Origin of the sequence: Psychroflexus tropicus DSM 15496, assembly GCF_000378765.1 — a bacterium.
GTDB lineage: Bacteria > Bacteroidota > Bacteroidia > Flavobacteriales > Flavobacteriaceae > Psychroflexus > Psychroflexus tropicus.
Window position 1 is genome coordinate 179,994 of the sequence record NZ_KB905345.1, and the last position, 17,366, is coordinate 197,359.

Consider the following 17,366-nt stretch of genomic DNA (forward strand, 5'->3'; position numbering starts at 1 on the left):
ATTTAAAACGGATAACCAATAGCAAAGTTAAGAACCGGATTGGCAGAATCAAAATTCCACGAGGTAGAAGGTTCTTTTATTGGAGTTGCTAAATCTAAACGAATCACAAATCCCTGAATATCTACTCGCAAACCAAATCCAAATCCAGCCCCTAATTCATTTATAAAATTAGAACTGAATTGCCCACCTGGTGTGGCATCGTTTTCATTCACTAACCAGACATTCCCGGCGTCTGCAAAAAAAGCGCCCAAAAGATATTCTGAAATAGGGAACCTATATTCCAAATTGGCTTCCAGTTTAATATCTCCAGATTGATCAAAAAAGGAATTGCTTCCATCTTCCGGAGAAAAGGTTCCTGGTCCCAGAGACCTAATTCTAAAAGCCCTAACGCTATAGGGACCTCCAGAAAAATATTGCTTGACGAATGGGAGAGACTCTGTTGAGCCCATAGGTTGTCCTGCACCAGCGAAAACCCTTGCGACCAGTTTTTGCCTTTTCTGATCTAATTTGAGATGATACCTCAAATCTATGTCTGCCTTAAAATAGTGCGCGTACTCCAGGCCTAAAAATTCATTGTTGCCTTCCTGATTTTCAGAACCTAAAAGATTAAGTCCGTTCCCGGCCATATCGTAATTGAAACCGAAATAAAGACCTTGACTCGTCGATTGGTCTTTGATTTCATTATAAGTGAAATTATAAGTCAATCCCGCTATAAATTGCTGCTCAAAACTTCGTCTTAAAAAGGGGTTATTATCAAGAATATTTTCAAATTCTTCTGAAGTATTCCCGAGGCTAACAAACTCTAAATTAATAGGTCTCAGCTCATGAGTCACGTAGCTATTCCCTTCCCAGATGTATCCAAAAGATGAAGAGACAGAACTCAAGGTGTAAAGTTGTGTTCTATTAAGATGATCAAAACCTAAGCTGACTTTCGTTTTGGGGATAGCATATTCAAAACTTTCATTGAGGTCTATAGGGAAAATAAGTCTGGGAAATAAAAGAGAAGCATTTAATCCAGCCTGAATACTGCTCAACCCCTGGTCTCCTGTCCTTCCAAAAAATTGTTGTTCATAGCCTCCATTTAATGAAATCCTCAATAATTCTCCACCTTTAAATAAGTTTCTATTGGAATATACTACCCCAATATTAGGTCCGGTAAAATTATTAGACTTTGTAACTGCCTGAAATTCCAATCTCAGAGAACGTTTATTTAAGGGTGATAAATAGATATTGGAGATAAGATGTCTTCTCCCCTGCTCGTCTGCTACAGTATCTTTTTCTTCATAGTCGATATTCACAAATTTATAAGTACTGATGGAAGATAATCTCCTACTGGTATAACTCGATAATTTTGGACTGTAGGTGTCCCCGGGTTTTATAAGCACATAGGGCTTGAGGTATTTCGGCTTAAAGAATACTGAATCCTGTATGAAGTTATATCCTTCGTAGTTTAATGTATCTTTTGCTTTTTCCTCATCAGTAAAGCTCCTATTGGGGTGAATATTAACCTCATCGATTACATAAGGAACCAGTGATTTTTTTGGCACTTCTGATTTAAATCTTAAAAAGAGATCAAATTTTCTTTTTTCATAGGCATTGGTATCGGCCTCGAAAATTAAAAAATCAGAATTGAAATTATAGTAACCTCTTGCTTTTAAGTACTGGTCTATGCGTTCCCGTTCTGATTTGAGATCATAAAAATTAAAGAGACTGTTATCTTCAATTTTAGTTTCTTTTAAAGAAGCCTGTATATCATTATAAATGCTTAAGCTGTCTTCCAAGGTTTTGTTGAGTTGATATGACTTTAGGGTGTAGGGCTCAGTCAATTCAATTGTATAATCAACTGAAGTAGATACATCCGATGAATCTCTTTGGATAGAAGACCTGACAATACTCCCAAAATAACCGCTGTTTTCCAGCCGGTTATTTAAGATCTTTTCTGCCCCTGCAACGTCGATACTTTCGAAATAATACGGGTCTTCACCAAATTGCTTATTCAAAAATTTGTTGATAAAACCAGGCTTTTCCCTATTAGCTTTAAAATGAAAATAAAGACCAGGTCGCATACCCAGGAATTTAGTATTGGTTTTTCGAGCTATAGCTAAATTGAGTCTAGCTTCCAGCTCATCATAGTCTTTATCTTCCTTATTATTTAGCTCAATTTCAGAACCTGTGTAGAGGGTTTTATCTTCTGGGATGAATTTTTCCACACTACATGAAGTGATCAAAACAGATACTACAGAGATAAAAGTAATCGATATGTATACCTGTTTAATTTTTATCATCTTCAGTCTCAGTTTTTTCGTTTTTAACCTCTATTTCTTCTTCTTTAAGTGACTCTCGGTAAGCCTTGTTCCAAAGGACTTTAAATTTATTGAATTCTCTGGTAAAAATGAGAGCAATACCGCTAACGAAGACCTGTCCATCGATCACGTTTTCGTATTCACTTTTGCGAAATCCTCTCAATTTCCAGCGTCCATCTTCTGTAAGCAAGTATTCTACGTTAACGTTCCCAACTACAGATTGACTTTCTCCCGGTCGTTGACCTCCTTCAACATTCACAGAACTACCTGCCTCGACAACCAGTCTGTCATCCAGTAGTTTTTTTTGAGCAGTGACATCCACATTAGTTCTATCCTGTACGGTGCTTCCTTGATAATCTGTATAACTATTCACATCAAAGTTTAAAGATATACCTGTATTGCCAGTCAATTTATCAGAAAATGCATTGAGCTGGTCTGAAAGTGCCTGATTGAGATTATCTCTTGCCATTGTTGCAGGACCTCCTCTACTTCCATCACTCCCGGCATCAGGGTAAAATCTATTTAAAACAAGTAACGAAAATACCTGCTTGTTGAGCTGATCTTCCTGCTGATTAATTTGAGATAGTCGCCCGTAGACAGACCCATTTATTGCTCCTCTCTGGCTTTCTGGCATGTCTAATTGGAAACTGAGTTGAGGTGATGTAAGTTCTCCACCAACATCCAGGTAGACTTCAAATGGAAGTTGTTGTCTGTATCTGTTTTGTACAGCGACACTTTCTCCGGCAGTTTGAGAAGCCATTAGTGCGCTGGCAGAGGTTTCGATATTGTAGATAGCTCTTAAATCTAGCTTGGCATTATAAGGGTCTCCGCTCCAGGTCACTGAACTTGAAGAGGCAATATTAAACTTTCGCTTTACGATATTATAAAGATTGAGTTCTACACTTCCTTTAGACACTTTATATTTACCTACCAGATCCATCTTACCGGTTCTGGAAATATCAAATTTAAAATCCCCACCTCCCTGAACTAAGACGTTATCTCCAGATCTTTTATTAAAAACAACTTTTACTTTAGCTTTATTATCAATCTTAATGCTACTATCAAGATCTACACCTGTAAGGACCACTTCAAAATCTTTTTTGTCACGCTGAGTTAAAATATCGTCTGGATTTTCTTTATTCACAAAGACCACAACACCATCTCGTTCATCTATGCTTGCTGTTGATTCTGGTATGATATAGTTAAGATCAGTAGCTTCTTTGATAGACAGGTCCAAATTAACTTTTGGAAAGTCAAGTTCTCCAGTGATATCCGCATCCGCATCAAAAATCAATTTTCCAAAATAAAGATCATTATCTTCAATGTTGGAATCTAAAAGCAGAAAATCCTTAGCGTTTAAAGTCAGGTTAAACTCAGGATTGGTTAGGTTCTCAATATCAACAGAACCATCGGTTGTAAATGTATTGCCCTTAACGTCTCTTATGGTAAAAGAGTCGAAATTTATTGTATTATTATTCAATTTAATCGTTTCATCTTGAAGCTGAAGCAATGTATTAAGGGGTTTGAGATTCAATTCAACAGCATTGAATCCCAAAAGACCTTCGTAATCCAGTTGTCCTGGCGATCCTTTTATTTCTAATTTTCCTTCAAGCTTGCCTTTAGATTCTTGGATAAAGTCTGTTGCAAACTTCTCAAGAGTATTCATCTCCAGCTTTTTTAAATCAAAATTCAAATTGATATTGGTTTCTACTTCATTGGTATGGTAAAGACCTTCAGCTATTAGTTCAATACCTGCATCATTTAGGCTAAGATCCAACTGATAATCATCTTCAGAATTGGCTTCTGCCTTTAAAGCTAAATTCCCTAAAGGAACTTCTGTCAATTTCAAATCTTCAATATTTAAGTTGGATATCAAACCATTTGTAACTAAAGGCTCTAAAACTACAACTCTACCGCTCAGTTTCCCTGCCGCTATTTTTTCCTCTGGATTTAAATAATTTGTAATAGTGGATAACTTGAAATTCTCAAATACAACACCAATATGATTTTTCTCAAACTCTAAATCATCCCTCAGTTGAATACTCTGGTTATTTCTGGTCAATCTAAAATCATCTACCCTTATACTATCCTTTTGATAAATAATCTCATTTTCAGACGAGATGTTCCAGCTTGTCCCATTGAGTATGAGTTCCTCTGGTGAAATGTTTATCCGGTATTGGTTATTCTCTTCAAACTCTACAGACACCGAGGAATTAAAAAAATCCTTATCCCCCTTAAAGGCATCCAATTGAAGGTTCAAGGACTGATCTTTAAAAACACCTTCCACTTTAGTTGTTGCAACTTCCAGAGGACCTGCTGAGATCTTATCGAAGCCAAAATTGAAATTTGCGCTTTTTCCATTAGAATTAATTTTTAATTGGAGCCCATTTAGCTCATTATCTTTATAATTCAAATATGGTAGATTTAAGTTTGAGGTTAGTTCATCCTGTGCTTCATGAAAATGAATTGAAACCTGCAAAGAGTCCATTTGTTGAATCCCATCTACAAATACATCTGAAATAATTGGCACATCCACAAAAGCTAATTCTAAATCTAAATCGATCGGAGTCTTAGTTGTTTTGACTGAAGTTGAGTCTTTAGTATATAATTTGAAGTGATTCTGAAGTGCCTCAGTAATTCCAGCAATATCGCTATTAGCTTTTAATTCTCCATTTAAAAATGAACTCGTTACAGAGGCCTTAGTTCTTGTGCTATCCACTTGAGCAGAAACATCAACATCTCCCAAATAGTAAGGTCTGTCATCATAAACGACTTGCCCTTCTTTCAACTGAGTTTTTAAATCAAATCGATTGGTATTTCCTTGAAATGATATATTCGCCAAAACTTTAGCTCTTATGTCTTTTCTGGTTAAACCTAACTGCTGAGCAGCAATACCCTCAAGATTAAGAGTCATATCAACGCTAGGAGAAACAGAATCTAATTTAATTTCGGAGTCTAGACTAAATTGAAGGTTTTTGTCTTTATAATCAGAGGCCAGTTGGCCCTTCCCATTTTTAAGATCACCTTTAATCTCTAGACCAGAAAACGTGTAAGCCTTCCAACTTACACTATCGATTTTCGAAGTTAATTCTGCATTCAATTCATTAATTGAATTGCCTTCTCCCTGAGAAGATAACTGCATATTCAAACTACCAAGCTGATCATTTTTGAGCAGTTGATCTAATTTTAGAGCCTCTATATCAAAATCAACATTGTAGCTGATATTATTGTCATTTCTAAAAAACCCTTTTAACTGCACCTGCCCAAATGAGCTCTTAAGCTGGGTATCAACTCGATAATTATCGCTATCTTTTCTAAGAGATCCAGTTAAAGCCAAATCTGAAGGTAATGCAATTCCAAGATCTTTTTCTGATACAAAACGGGATAGATCTTTCTGCGTTGAATTTGCCTCGAAAGCTGTTATGTCTAAGCCTAGCCTTTCTGGCTCATCTAGACTAATTAATTCACCTTCAAAATTGAGATGGGTGGATTCTCCCCAATCCAAATCAAATTCAGGAACTTTCAATTGCTGTAGATTTCCCTGTGCGATAAAATTAGCGTCAAATTGATGCACAGATAATTGTTGAAAAAGTTGATTTTTTTTCAGGTCTTCAGAAAATACAAAAGCATCATTTAAGTCGGCTCTAAGCCTGCTCACATTTAAATTGAAACTAGATGCCCCAGGAGTATTGAGAAGTGCCTGAAGTTGTTGGTAGTTTACCTGCAAATCTGCATAAAGCAAACTGTTATTAAGCTCGAACCGTAAACCTTCTAATAGTAATTGTTCTGAAGTTAAGCTGGAATTGACTTTAAGTTCTTTCAAATTCAATCCGCTTTTTTCTTGAAATCGGAAGTCGTTGAGATTAAAATTCAGCGATTCGTCTTTTGAAAAATGGATATCAGTCAGATTAAGATAAACAGAGCTCAGCGCTAGGGCTTCTGCAGAGAATTTACCTTTAACAGGCTTTTGATCGTTTTGAAACAGTTCGAGATCATGATTCTCAAAATCAATCTCATTAATATTTACAGTCCATTTAGGCCAATTTAAAGCAGCTGTTGACGTATCTGTACTTTTCTCATCCTCTTGTCTTTGGTTAGTAGAATTTAATTCAACCTTTACATTACTATCATTCCAGACAAATTTATCTAAAGTGATTTGTTGAGCATTCAAATTGGCGTCCAACTCGTTGAGATCAAACTTGTTGATAAAAACATCTGCTGTGGTTTTATCAGGAATAGATTCGTAATTTACCGTCACATCGGTTAGGCTCAAATCCTCAATTAGAATCCAAGGTAGTAAAGATTCTTCAGAATTTTCTTCAGGTGCAGTGGTTGCTGATTGCGTATAATTTAAAGTAGTATTTTTCAGATGAATTTGATCTAGATCAAATTTTGAATTTTGAAGATCAATTGCATTACTTTCAATTTCAAGCTGACCGAGATCAAGATCAGAATTAATCCCTATAACTCGGTCATCAAAGCTTAGCTTAAAGTCTGAAAATGAAATACTCCCAATTGAAAATGAAGTTGTGGAACTATCATTTTTCTGTTGAGGCTGTTCTTCAGAGGCAAAAGCATCGACGATGTATTGAAAGTTGTAACCCTGAATACTATCTTCTCTACTGATGTTAGCTTTTAGTCCTCTCCAGTTTACAAAGTCTATTTTGATTTCATCACCAAGCAGAAGTGGCCTAAAAGGTACATTAGCTTCGAGGTATTTAGAATACACTAAAGTGTCTTGGCTTTTATCCTCAAGATATAAGTCTTCCAAAGTCACATTGCCTGAAAAAGTGATGTATAGCTTTCCGATATCAAATTCAGTATCAATTTTATCGCTTACGTAGTTGGTTACTTTTTCAACAATCAGATCCTGTCCCCATGGACTTCTGATGAAAAGTACAAGTAGAATAAAGATGATAAAAAGCGCTAATGCTATTCTAAGAAATATCTTAAGAATTCTTCTGAATATCGATCGCTTTTTGGGTTGGGTTTCGGTCACACTTTCAAATAAAGGTCAAATTTAGAATAACAGATTAGTTGTAAAAGCTTTAAGACGTTTAAATTAAGTTAAATAAGTCATTTCAAAATTATAATGAATACGCAGCAACATGAAATTTAAAATAAGAGTCGACGAAAACGATTAAGCTATATGGGTTTGGTTTTGTATTTTAGCGACTCATCTTATAGCACATATTTAATGGACATAAAATTCAATAAAAACGAAGATCATAACAAATTATTAGTTTCAGACTTGCGAAGCAGATTTGCAAAAGTAAAGCTTGGCGGAGGCGAAAAGAAAATTGAAAAGCACCATAGCAAGGGAAAAATGACCGCCAGAGAGCGCATCGACTTTCTCTTAGATAATGCGTCTGATGCTATTGAAATAGGAGCTTTTGCTGGTGAAGGCATGTACGAAGAACACGGAGGCTGCCCCGGCGGCGGTGTTGTGGTGAAGATCGGTAAAGTATCTGGAAAGAAAGTGATCGTGGTGGCTAATGATGCCACCGTAAAAGCTGGTGCCTGGTTTCCGATTACTGGCAAAAAGAACTTGAGAGCTCAGGAAATTTCTATCGAAAACAGATTACCTATCATCTACCTCGTGGATAGTGCAGGAGTTTACCTTCCTATGCAGGATGAGATATTTCCAGACAAAGAACATTTTGGCAGAATTTTTAGAAATAATGCCGTGATGAGTAGCATGGGAATCACTCAAATTTCTGCCGTTATGGGTAGTTGTGTTGCTGGAGGTGCTTACCTGCCGATTATGAGCGATGAAGCCATGATCGTGGATAAAACGGGAAGCATATTTTTAGCAGGGAGTTATTTGGTGAAAGCAGCCATAGGCGAAAGTATAGATAACGAAACCTTAGGTGGAGCGACAACGCACTGTGAAATTAGTGGTGTAACAGACTACAAAGCGGACGATGATAAAGATGCACTGACCAAAATTCAACGGATTATCGATAAAATTGGTGATTTTGATAAGGCAGGATTTAATCGAGTTAAACCTAAAAAACCAAAGCTGGATCCCAAAGAAATCTATGGTTTATTACCCGATAAACGAAGCGACCAATACGATATGATGCCTATTATCGAGCGATTGATAGACGATTCAGAATTTGACGAATATAAAGCTGGCTATGGCCAGACGATCATCACTGGATACGCCAGAATAGACGGTTGGGCTGTAGGTATTGTTGCTAATCAACGTAAAATTGTCAAAACCAAAAATGGTGAGATGCAGTTTGGAGGCGTAATTTATAGCGACTCTGCAGACAAAGCTACTCGCTTTATTGCTAACTGTAATCAAAAGAAAATACCATTGGTGTTTGTACAGGATGTGACCGGCTTTATGGTGGGTAGTAAAAGTGAACACGGTGGGATCATAAAAGATGGAGCTAAAATGGTGAACGCTGTGAGTAATTCTGTGGTACCAAAATTTACCGTAGTAGTTGGTAATTCATACGGTGCTGGTAATTATGCCATGTGTGGTAAAGCTTACGATCCAAGATTAATTTTTGCCTGGCCTAGTGCAGAGCTGGCCGTGATGAGTGGAAACTCTGCTGCTAAAGTTTTACTCTCTATTGAGACTTCAAGACTAAAAGCTAAAGGGGAAAAAATCACCGAAGAGAAAGAAAAGGAATTATACGATAAGATTAAAAATAATTACGATGAGCAAACCAGCCCATACTATGCAGCTGCTCGGTTGTGGACGGATGCTGTCATAGAGCCACTAGACACCAGGAAATGGATTTCTAATGGTATTGAAGTGGCCAATCATGCTCCGATTACCAAAGATTTTAATTTGGGGGTGATTCAAACCTAGGCTATCAAAATTGAAAATAAAAAAGAGCGCATTGCTAAATACAATGCGCTCTTTTTTATTGAGTTGATTTGATATTAATTAATCATTAGCTTTTTAGTTAAGCTTTGGTCATTATTTGATAATTTAAGTAAATATAATCCTGTTTTCAGATTACTGACTTCGATATTTTGAAGTTCGGATTCAGAAGTAATTGATTTCTCAAATACCAATTGACCCGTCAGATTAAACAATTGTAATGTGTGACTAGCATCATTGCTTAAATTTGGAATTTCCAATGAAATAAAATTAGTTGCAGGATTCGGAAAGACACTTAATTCGATGTCAGATTGCTCTGAAGAGATAGATAAAAAAACAGTTCCTTCGTAAGCTCCTAAGTAGGTTTCATCTACTTCTCTATTATTCCCTAATATATCGACATCAATTTCGGGTATTCTTGGAACCACATAATCTAAAGGATTTACCACATCATTTGGTATACTGAAATCATTGGTTTGAATATTCACGAATTCAGGAATAAAATTCACGCTATTGTTATTAGTTTCTGAAATTAAAATAAACTCATCCAAATCGTTAGTAAAAACTTCCTCTTCACCTAAGCGTCTTCCAATAGAACCTAAAAAACCATTGTCTCCATCAGCCACTAGTAAATTGAAGTCTGCTTCCATTATACCTCGTTCAAGATTCCCATCTACTAAGGCATATGATCTATAGATAGGATCTGTTGTAGAAATTGAATTACTTAATAGATTATTAAAAATTTCTGCTGGAGGCTGTCCTGTTGAACCACTTCTTAGCTGAATCGCAGCTGAAGGGTAACTTACAGGATCTTCTCTATCGAGAACAATTGTATTATGAAGTACTCTTGCCAATCCTACATTACCATCTTGTTCGAAAATCCAGATCCCGTTAAGATAAATAGAGGGGTCTGAAATTGGACCCACGAATTCACTTCTCACTAATCCTGAAATTTTATTATTGGAAATAACTGTAGAATCTTCTGAGATTGTGCTTACTCTTATTCCAAATACACTTCCAGGGGTTCCTTCCCTTTCAATATAATTGATTGAATTTTGGCTTATTTCACCAGATCCAGAATCTATACTTATACCACTTGTACTTACTGGTAAAGAAGGAAAAGAATTTAAATTAGCTATGCTATCAATCACATTATTTCTTATAATCATGTCTTTATTACCTAATGTATTGATTGCAAATGCTCCACTACTTTCATCATGACCCAGGCTGGCCAGACTTCCGAACGTACAGTTGATAATTTGATTATTTTCATCTTCAAAATCAACCCTTCCAAAAAAATCGGCAGAGGCCAAAAATTGAATTCCACTCCCAACATTATCTATTGCTACGTTATCAATTAGATTATTACTATTGGTCGCTTCTTGACTATTGGCATCTGATGTAAATCTAATACCACGTGTGGAAGAAAGAGGTCTATCTCCACTTGTTCCAAGAAAAATTGAACAATTTCTAATGGTAATGAAAGAACACCCTTGAGTAGCAGATCCTGCAAAATTAAATCCTCTTTCTAATTCATTCCCAGCTGTCCCGATATCTGTAATGTTGATATTTTCAAACGTAATATAACTTAACGAATTAACTGAAATAGCCGCATCAGAAGATGAAGATGTACCAATAATGTTAAAAAATACAGTATCCGGTTCAGCAGTAATGATAAGCGGAGAAGATTCTGATAATCCATCTATGGCTTCAAAAACTAATGCATCAGAATAAGAACCTGGAACTATAGTAAAAGTTGCTCCACCTTCTCCGATTCCCTCCTCCTGAAGATCTGAGATCATTTGTGTAAAAGTCTCGTAATCAGAATCTAGATCTCCAACAGTAAATTCTCCTGATAGGCCTTGAGCATTTACAATGAACCCTGTTAATAATGTAATAACTAAGTAAATATTTTTCATAAAATTAAATTTTTGTTAATTTACATTAAGCGTATTAAATCAATATTAATAAAATACTAATTTTTTATTAATTGCTGTTAAATAATTAAAATTGATATTTCAAAAATCCAATAATATCTAATACATTGCAGCAAACTAATATGAATGACTCGCTCCACTCCTAAGAATCTCAAGGTTATTTACGAAGACAATCATTTAATTGTCGTGAACAAACGGCCAGGAGATATTGTACAGGGAGATAAGACTGGAGATTTACCCTTAAGTGAGGTCGTGAAACACTATTTAAAGGATAAATATAATAAGCCTGGTGAAGCCTATTTGGGTGTAGTACATCGCTTGGACAGACCCACAAGTGGTATCGTTCTGTTTTCTAAAACCTCTAAGGCATTGTCCAGACTCAATAAAGCTTTTGCTAATCGAGAAACCGAAAAGATCTATTGGGCAGTAGTTAAACAAAAGCCTCAGCAAGAGTCTGGTAGACTCGAGCATTACCTTAAACGCAATACAAAACAGAATAAATCTTATGCCCATATCAATGCTGTTCCTGAATCCAAGAAAGCTATTCTTTCCTATCAAATTAAGAAGTCTCTAGATAATTATCATTTACTAGAGATAGCCCTGGAAACCGGAAGACACCATCAAATCCGAAGTCAGCTTTCTGCCATAGGCTGCCCTATCAAGGGTGATCTTAAATACGGCTTCGACCGCAGTAATAAGGATGGAAGTATTCATCTTCACGCTAAAACTTTGACCATCATTCATCCCGTCAAAAAAGAATCGATTACTTTTGATGCAAACCCTCCAAAGGATGTTATCTGGGATAATTGCCAGAACTAATTCTCAATTGAAAACTTATATTTGAGGAAAAATTCAATCATGACAAAAACCATAGCCGTAGCCATGGGCGGTTATTCTAGCGAAGCCGATATATCGATTAAAAGTGGTGAGGTTGTTTATCAGCATTTATCATCAGTCTCCAATTACATCGTTTACAGAGCTCACATACTCAAAAACAATTGGTTTGTAAAATTAGATTCTGGAGAAGAGATCCCGATAGATAAATCAGATTTTTCTGTGTCCATAAACGGTCAAAGCATCTTTTTTGATTGCGTTTTTAATACAATACACGGCTCCCCAGGAGAAGATGGGTTATTTCAAGGTTATCTTCAAACCCTTAAGATTCCACAAACCGCTTGTGATTATTATCAGGCAGCCTTAACCTTTAATAAAAGAGACTGTATCTCTGTACTTAAAGCTCATGGGATCAAAACTGCTAAAAATGTTTATGTAAATAAGGGTGATGACATTGATCCTGAGAAAATAGTAAACCTCGTTGGCTTACCTTGCTTTGTAAAAGCTAACCGAGCCGGAAGTAGCTACGGAATTTCCAAAGTAAAAAAGGTTGAAGACATCATGTCTGCTCTGGAACACTCCTTTAAGGAAGATGAAGAGGTGATTATTGAATCTTTTCTGGATGGAACCGAAGTTAGCGTTGGCGTCATTAATTTTGACGGAGAAGCGAAAGCTTTACCTGTAACAGAAATCATTTCTGAAAATGAATTCTTTGATTTTGAAGCAAAATATCTGGGTAAGTCACAGGAAATTACCCCAGCAAATTTAAGCAAGGAGCAAACCGAAGAAGTTCAAAATTTAGCTGTGAAAATTTTCAAACTTTTAAAACTGAAAGGCCTTACACGTTCAGAATTTATTTTTCATAATGATCAACCACATTTTCTGGAATGCAATGCCTGCCCTGGCCTTACTGAAGCAAGCTTATTACCTCAGCAGGCTAAAGCAGCTGGTATTTCACTTCAACGTTTATTTAGCTATGCCGTGGAAGTTGCTATTGATAATTTTGAAGGCTAAATCACTTTTAAGTATCTTAGAGCAAATTTTAATTTATGAAAAGAGCAGTTTTTCCTGGTTCATTCGATCCGGTTACGATAGGACATTACGATATCATCAGCAGAGGTCTTACTTTATTTGATGAAATCATTTTGGCCATCGGTGTGAATTCAGAAAAAAAATACATGTTTACCCTGGAGGAGAGAAAAGCTTTTTTAGAAAATACATTTAACAATGAACCTAAAATTAAGGTGGATACGTACAAGGGACTTACTGTCAATTACTGTAAAGAGATGGATGCCAATTTCATTTTAAGAGGATTAAGAAATCCTGCAGACTTTGAATTTGAAAAGGCCATCGCGCATACCAATAGAAAGCTAGAAAAGATAGAAACTGTTTTCCTTCTTACTTCAAGCGGAAAAAGTTACATCTCTTCCTCTATCGTAAGGGATGTGATTAGACACAACGGAGATTATTCGAGTCTGGTCCCAGAAGGGGTTGTAGTAAAATCAAAATAGATCAATGAAAACTAATTTACTTATATTATTTCTTATAGCTACCGTTTATAGCTATTCACAAAATACTACAGATTTAGATTACTACGGACCTGTTTATGAAATCTCAAATCCTGATTTTGAGACGGATTTAAATCGAGAAATTAAGGCTGTTTTTGATGTTTCAACTAAGGCTGAAAAGGAAGGTCAATTGAATAAAAACTTTGTCACTGTGGCTCGATTTTTAAGATTACATCAAAAGTCAAATCTTAAAAGAAATTCAGTAAAGGCTGCATTGATTGTCCATGGCTCCGCAATATTTGATTTGCTTTCTCATTCTGCTTATGCAGAGTATCATCAGAAAGTAGATCTAATCAATCCTAATTATGATCTTTTAACTGTATTATCAGAATATGATGTAGATATTATTTTATGTGGTCAGACTTCAAACCACAGATCAGTCGACCAGCAGGAACTTCACCCTAAGGTCAAAATAGCCCTTTCAGCCATGTCTGCTCATATCACATTAGACAAAAATGGGTACACGCTTATTAATTTTTAAAATAAACACTATGAAATTTCTCATCAGCTTTTTATGTATTTTCTCTTTTATTAAGGCTAACTCTCAAATGGATGCTCAACTTCAAAAAGATATTGAGGCCATTGAGGATAAAGTTATAGACTGGAGACATGATTTTCATCAAAACCCAGAACTGTCCAACAGAGAGTTTGAGACTGCGAAAAAGATTGCAAAACATTTACGGAGTTTAGGCTTAGATGTAACCACAGAAGTTGCACATACTGGAGTTGTGGCTGTTTTAAAAGGAGATAATCCGGGAAAAACAGTTGCGTTAAGGGCCGATATTGATGCCCTACCGGTCACTGAACGTAACGATTTGTCTTTCAAAAGTGAAGTTAGAACTGAATTTTTAGGCACTGAAACTGGTGTCATGCATGCCTGTGGTCACGACACTCATACTGCGATTTTAATGGGAGTTGCTGAAGTACTAACCAAAAACAAACACTTACTGAATGGGAATGTCAAATTTATTTTTCAACCAGCAGAGGAAGGACCACCTCCTGGAGAGAAAGGAGGAGCCAGCTTAATGATAACCGAAGGCGTGCTTCAAAATCCCGATGTGGATGCTATTTTTGGTTTGCATATTAATTCTGCAACACCTGTCGGAACAATAAAATACAAACCCGGAGGTACCATGGCTGCCGTGGAGCGATTTGTAATTAAGGTAAAAGGAAAAGGGTCACATGGATCTGCGCCATGGAGCGGAGTTGATCCTATTTTGATTTCAGCAAAAATAATTGATGGTCTGCAGACCATCATCAGTAGAGAGGCTGAACTGGTTAAGGAACCAGCAGTCATTACCGTGGGTAAAATCACAGCAGGAACTCGCTTTAATGTGATACCTGAAACTGCAGAGATGATTGGTACAGTAAGAACTTTGGATCCAGATATGAGAGCTATGGTTATTAGCCGAATGAAAGAAATGGCACCAGCAATTGCGAAAGCTTATGGTGGAAATGCTGAAGTAGAATTCCAAAACAATACAGCAATTACTTACAATGATTTAGAATTGACAGCAGAAATGCTTCCTACTTTAAAATCACTTGCTGGAGAAGAAAATGTTGAACTCGTTAAAGCTACTACTGGTGGTGAGGATTTTTCGTTTTTCCAGGAAAAAGTTCCTGGTTTTTATTTTTTCTTAGGCGGAATGGAACCAGGAAACAAAACGCCTTATCCGCATCACACCCCCGATTTTATGGTAGAGGATGAGGGCATGTTATTAGGCGTCAAGAGCATGACTCAATTAGCTATTGATTACCTCAACAAGTAAACTTAGAACATATACTGTAAGCCTACACTGCCAAAGTAATTTCTGGGTTCGCCCGGGTAGAAATACCTGGGTTCACTTCCACCAAAACCAACTGCGTTGGTGACAATGCTGGAAGAATACTTTTCATTAAAAAGATTATTAACGCCAAAATTAAACCGAGCCGTAATAGCATTAAAAAGGGACAATCTATATTCTGCTTTCAAGTTGGAAAAGGCATAAGATTCTGCATAAACTGAATTAGAATCATTGACTGGTATTTCTGAAACGGCATTGGTCTGGAAGTAAAAGAAAAAATGAGTTCCTACTTGTGAGTCTACCCCAAAGCTGAACTGTTCCGAAGGAACACCAGTCAGTTGATTCCCATCGTAAGAAGTTCCTTGATCTGTGAACTCATCAAACTCATAAAAGTTAAAGCTCCCATTGAAATAGGGCTGCATAGTAAGCCAGGACTGAATGTTTAGATTAGATTTAACGGAAAACTCAATTCCTGGATGAGAGGTTGAGCCTGCATTGATACCTACGAATTGATCTTCTGCTACTCTTCTCGCTACAAGTAAGTTTTGAACATCCATGTAATAGGCATTTACTTCTGTAAGCAGCTGATCTTTAAACCATTTAGCTTTATAGCCTAACTCATAATTCCAACCTACTTCTGGTTGAAGCCTGGTATTGAAAGTTCCATCTTCTGTAAGACTTTGCTCTACTGTAGGAACAGAAAACCCTCTGCTGATAGAAGCAGTTAGCTTTTGATTTTCTTTTAAGTTATAAGTTCCAACAAGATTCGGCAGCCATACCTGGTCGTAATCGTACTCCCCTGTTTGAGAATTCTCTGGGGTGGAAAATAAGTCTTCAATATCATAAAAGGTTTTATTGGTCGCCAAACCGAATTTTACATCCAAACGATTAGACAAAGGCATATCTAGGGTTACAAAGCCTTCAATATACTGTCTAACTTGAGAAAGGTTTGAAAATAAATCACCTTGCAATGCTCCTCTTCCTTCATTTTGCTGATAGAGATTATCAAAAGTAGAGACATCGAAATCATCTCTTAAAAACTCACCACCTAAGGTCAAATTGGATAACCTACCAAAAAGATTAAATTCAATTTCGGAAGTATGTCTTAGCCCTACACCAGTGTTTTTTTCATCTAGTATATCAAAAGGTCTGGGCTCATACGCATCTCTAATATTTGTAAATACGGAAGTGTTTTGAGTAATAGAAGAACTAAGCTGTGTAGAAAAATTCAATCCAAATATTCCTCTGGTGTAAGATTCGTATCCCCTAGCCTGTCCCCAAGTAAAGGCAGCCTGTGTGGGATCTTCTTCCAAATCTGTCCTGCTTAGGGAACTCGGGATAAAACCCTTAAGCTGAACAACCTGCCCTACTAATTGAAGCTTGGAAGCTTCAGAAATTTGCCACTCTGAATTTAGAAAATAGGATTCTCGCTGGTAGTTACTATTGTCTCTAAATCCACCAGAACTCAGGTTATTATAAGTAAGGTTTACTTTTTTATTCCCTTCAGATACATTTAGACTAAAATTTTGCTTGAGTAGAGCGTAGCTACCGAAGAGAATTTCAGAATTTGCATAAGTATGATCTTCTAGAACAGAATTAAGCTGAATCACACCACCTAATCCTGCTCCATACTTGGTCGCTTGAGGCCCTTTGATCACCTTAACACCAGAAAGCGTCGTTAAATCAATATCATGTAAGATTGAAGTACCATTAGCTGTGCTCAGCGGGATATTATTGAGGTAAAGTTTAAGTCTGTTAGTTTCAAATTGAGCCCTGGCACCAATTCCACGAATATTGATTTTGGTCGTATTTACACCGCCTTGCTGCATGTATACACCTGGTATTTTATTTAAAATTGGGGTGATAGTAGTTTGATTAGACTGCAGAAGTTCTTCTCGTTCGAGGAGAGAAATATTAGAAGCAGATTGATAAGACTTTTCAATATCCAAAGAGGTTTTCAATCTAATTTCTTCCAGATTGGTAGTATCGGATTGGGCTTGTGTGAAAAAAATTCCAGAAATAAAAAAGATAATGATGCTAAACTGTTTCAAGTGCTTAATTTTAGGATTTCAAATGTAGTTGAATAAATAAACAATCAT

At 36.5% G+C, this 17,366-nt stretch carries 10 protein-coding genes; 6 read left to right on the forward strand and 4 right to left on the reverse strand.

The features are described 5' to 3' along the window. Window positions 1-2: 2 nt before the first annotated feature. Both tamL and F598_RS0111960 read right to left on the reverse strand, forming a co-directional pair. The gene (gene tamL, locus F598_RS0111955; RefSeq protein WP_019039298.1) at window positions 3-2,285 is read right to left on the reverse strand and encodes a translocation and assembly module lipoprotein TamL; all 2,283 of its coding nucleotides are present in this window, start codon (window positions 2,283-2,285) and stop codon (window positions 3-5) included. Further along, a complete protein-coding gene (locus F598_RS0111960; RefSeq protein WP_019039299.1) occupies window positions 2,272-7,302 on the reverse strand; it encodes a translocation/assembly module TamB domain-containing protein in 5,031 nt (1,676 codons plus the stop codon). The genes tamL and F598_RS0111960 overlap by 14 nt, the downstream gene beginning before the upstream one ends. Window positions 7,303-7,500: 198 nt before the next feature. Between F598_RS0111960 and F598_RS0111965 the strand changes: the two genes are divergently transcribed. Further along, window positions 7,501-9,129, forward strand: coding sequence for an acyl-CoA carboxylase subunit beta (locus F598_RS0111965; RefSeq protein ID WP_019039300.1), 1,629 nt, complete (start codon window positions 7,501-7,503; stop codon window positions 9,127-9,129). Window positions 9,130-9,203: 74 nt separating this feature from the next. On the opposite strand, the gene F598_RS0111970 is transcribed toward F598_RS0111965, so the two are convergent. Continuing rightward, window positions 9,204-11,063, reverse strand: a complete 1,860-nt coding sequence (locus tag F598_RS0111970) for a T9SS type A sorting domain-containing protein (protein WP_019039301.1) — start codon at window positions 11,061-11,063, stop codon at window positions 9,204-9,206. 144 nt (window positions 11,064-11,207) lie between these two features. Between F598_RS0111970 and F598_RS0111975 the strand changes: the two genes are divergently transcribed. The 5 genes from F598_RS0111975 to F598_RS0111995 are packed head-to-tail and all read left to right on the forward strand — an operon-like array spanning window position 11,208 to window position 15,252. Further along, window positions 11,208-11,900, forward strand: coding sequence for an RluA family pseudouridine synthase (locus F598_RS0111975; RefSeq protein ID WP_019039302.1), 693 nt, complete (start codon window positions 11,208-11,210; stop codon window positions 11,898-11,900). A gap of 39 nt (window positions 11,901-11,939) precedes the next feature. Next, window positions 11,940-12,929, forward strand: a complete 990-nt coding sequence (locus tag F598_RS0111980) for a D-alanine--D-alanine ligase (RefSeq protein WP_019039303.1) — start codon at window positions 11,940-11,942, stop codon at window positions 12,927-12,929. 35 nt (window positions 12,930-12,964) lie between these two features. After that, window positions 12,965-13,426, forward strand: coding sequence for a pantetheine-phosphate adenylyltransferase (gene coaD / locus F598_RS0111985; protein WP_019039304.1), 462 nt, complete (start codon window positions 12,965-12,967; stop codon window positions 13,424-13,426). 4 nt (window positions 13,427-13,430) lie between these two features. Next, window positions 13,431-13,964, forward strand: a complete 534-nt coding sequence (locus F598_RS0111990; RefSeq protein ID WP_019039305.1) for a DsrE family protein — start codon at window positions 13,431-13,433, stop codon at window positions 13,962-13,964. 10 nt (window positions 13,965-13,974) lie between these two features. Continuing rightward, on the forward strand, window positions 13,975-15,252 hold the full coding sequence (locus F598_RS0111995) for an amidohydrolase (protein WP_026302697.1): 1,278 nt from the start codon (window positions 13,975-13,977) through the stop codon (window positions 15,250-15,252). 2 nt (window positions 15,253-15,254) lie between these two features. Here F598_RS0111995 and F598_RS0112000 read toward each other — a convergent pair whose 3' ends face one another. Beyond that, window positions 15,255-17,318, reverse strand: a complete 2,064-nt coding sequence (locus F598_RS0112000) for a TonB-dependent receptor (protein ID WP_019039307.1) — start codon at window positions 17,316-17,318, stop codon at window positions 15,255-15,257. Window positions 17,319-17,366: the final 48 nt, after the last annotated feature.

Bases quoted from the DNA above. Each gene is read 5' to 3' on its own strand.
- tamL (WP_019039298.1), bottom strand. From the start codon at position 2,285: ATGATAAAAATTAAACAGGTATACATATCGATTACTTTTATCTCTGTA.
- F598_RS0111965 (WP_019039300.1), top strand. From the start codon at position 7,501: ATGGACATAAAATTCAATAAAAACGAAGATCATAACAAATTATTAGTT.
- F598_RS0111970 (WP_019039301.1), bottom strand. From the start codon at position 11,063: ATGAAAAATATTTACTTAGTTATTACATTATTAACAGGGTTCATTGTA.
- F598_RS0111975 (WP_019039302.1), top strand. From the start codon at position 11,208: ATGACTCGCTCCACTCCTAAGAATCTCAAGGTTATTTACGAAGACAAT.
- F598_RS0111980 (WP_019039303.1), top strand. From the start codon at position 11,940: ATGACAAAAACCATAGCCGTAGCCATGGGCGGTTATTCTAGCGAAGCC.
- coaD (WP_019039304.1), top strand. From the start codon at position 12,965: ATGAAAAGAGCAGTTTTTCCTGGTTCATTCGATCCGGTTACGATAGGA.
- F598_RS0111990 (WP_019039305.1), top strand. From the start codon at position 13,431: ATGAAAACTAATTTACTTATATTATTTCTTATAGCTACCGTTTATAGC.
- F598_RS0111995 (WP_026302697.1), top strand. From the start codon at position 13,975: ATGAAATTTCTCATCAGCTTTTTATGTATTTTCTCTTTTATTAAGGCT.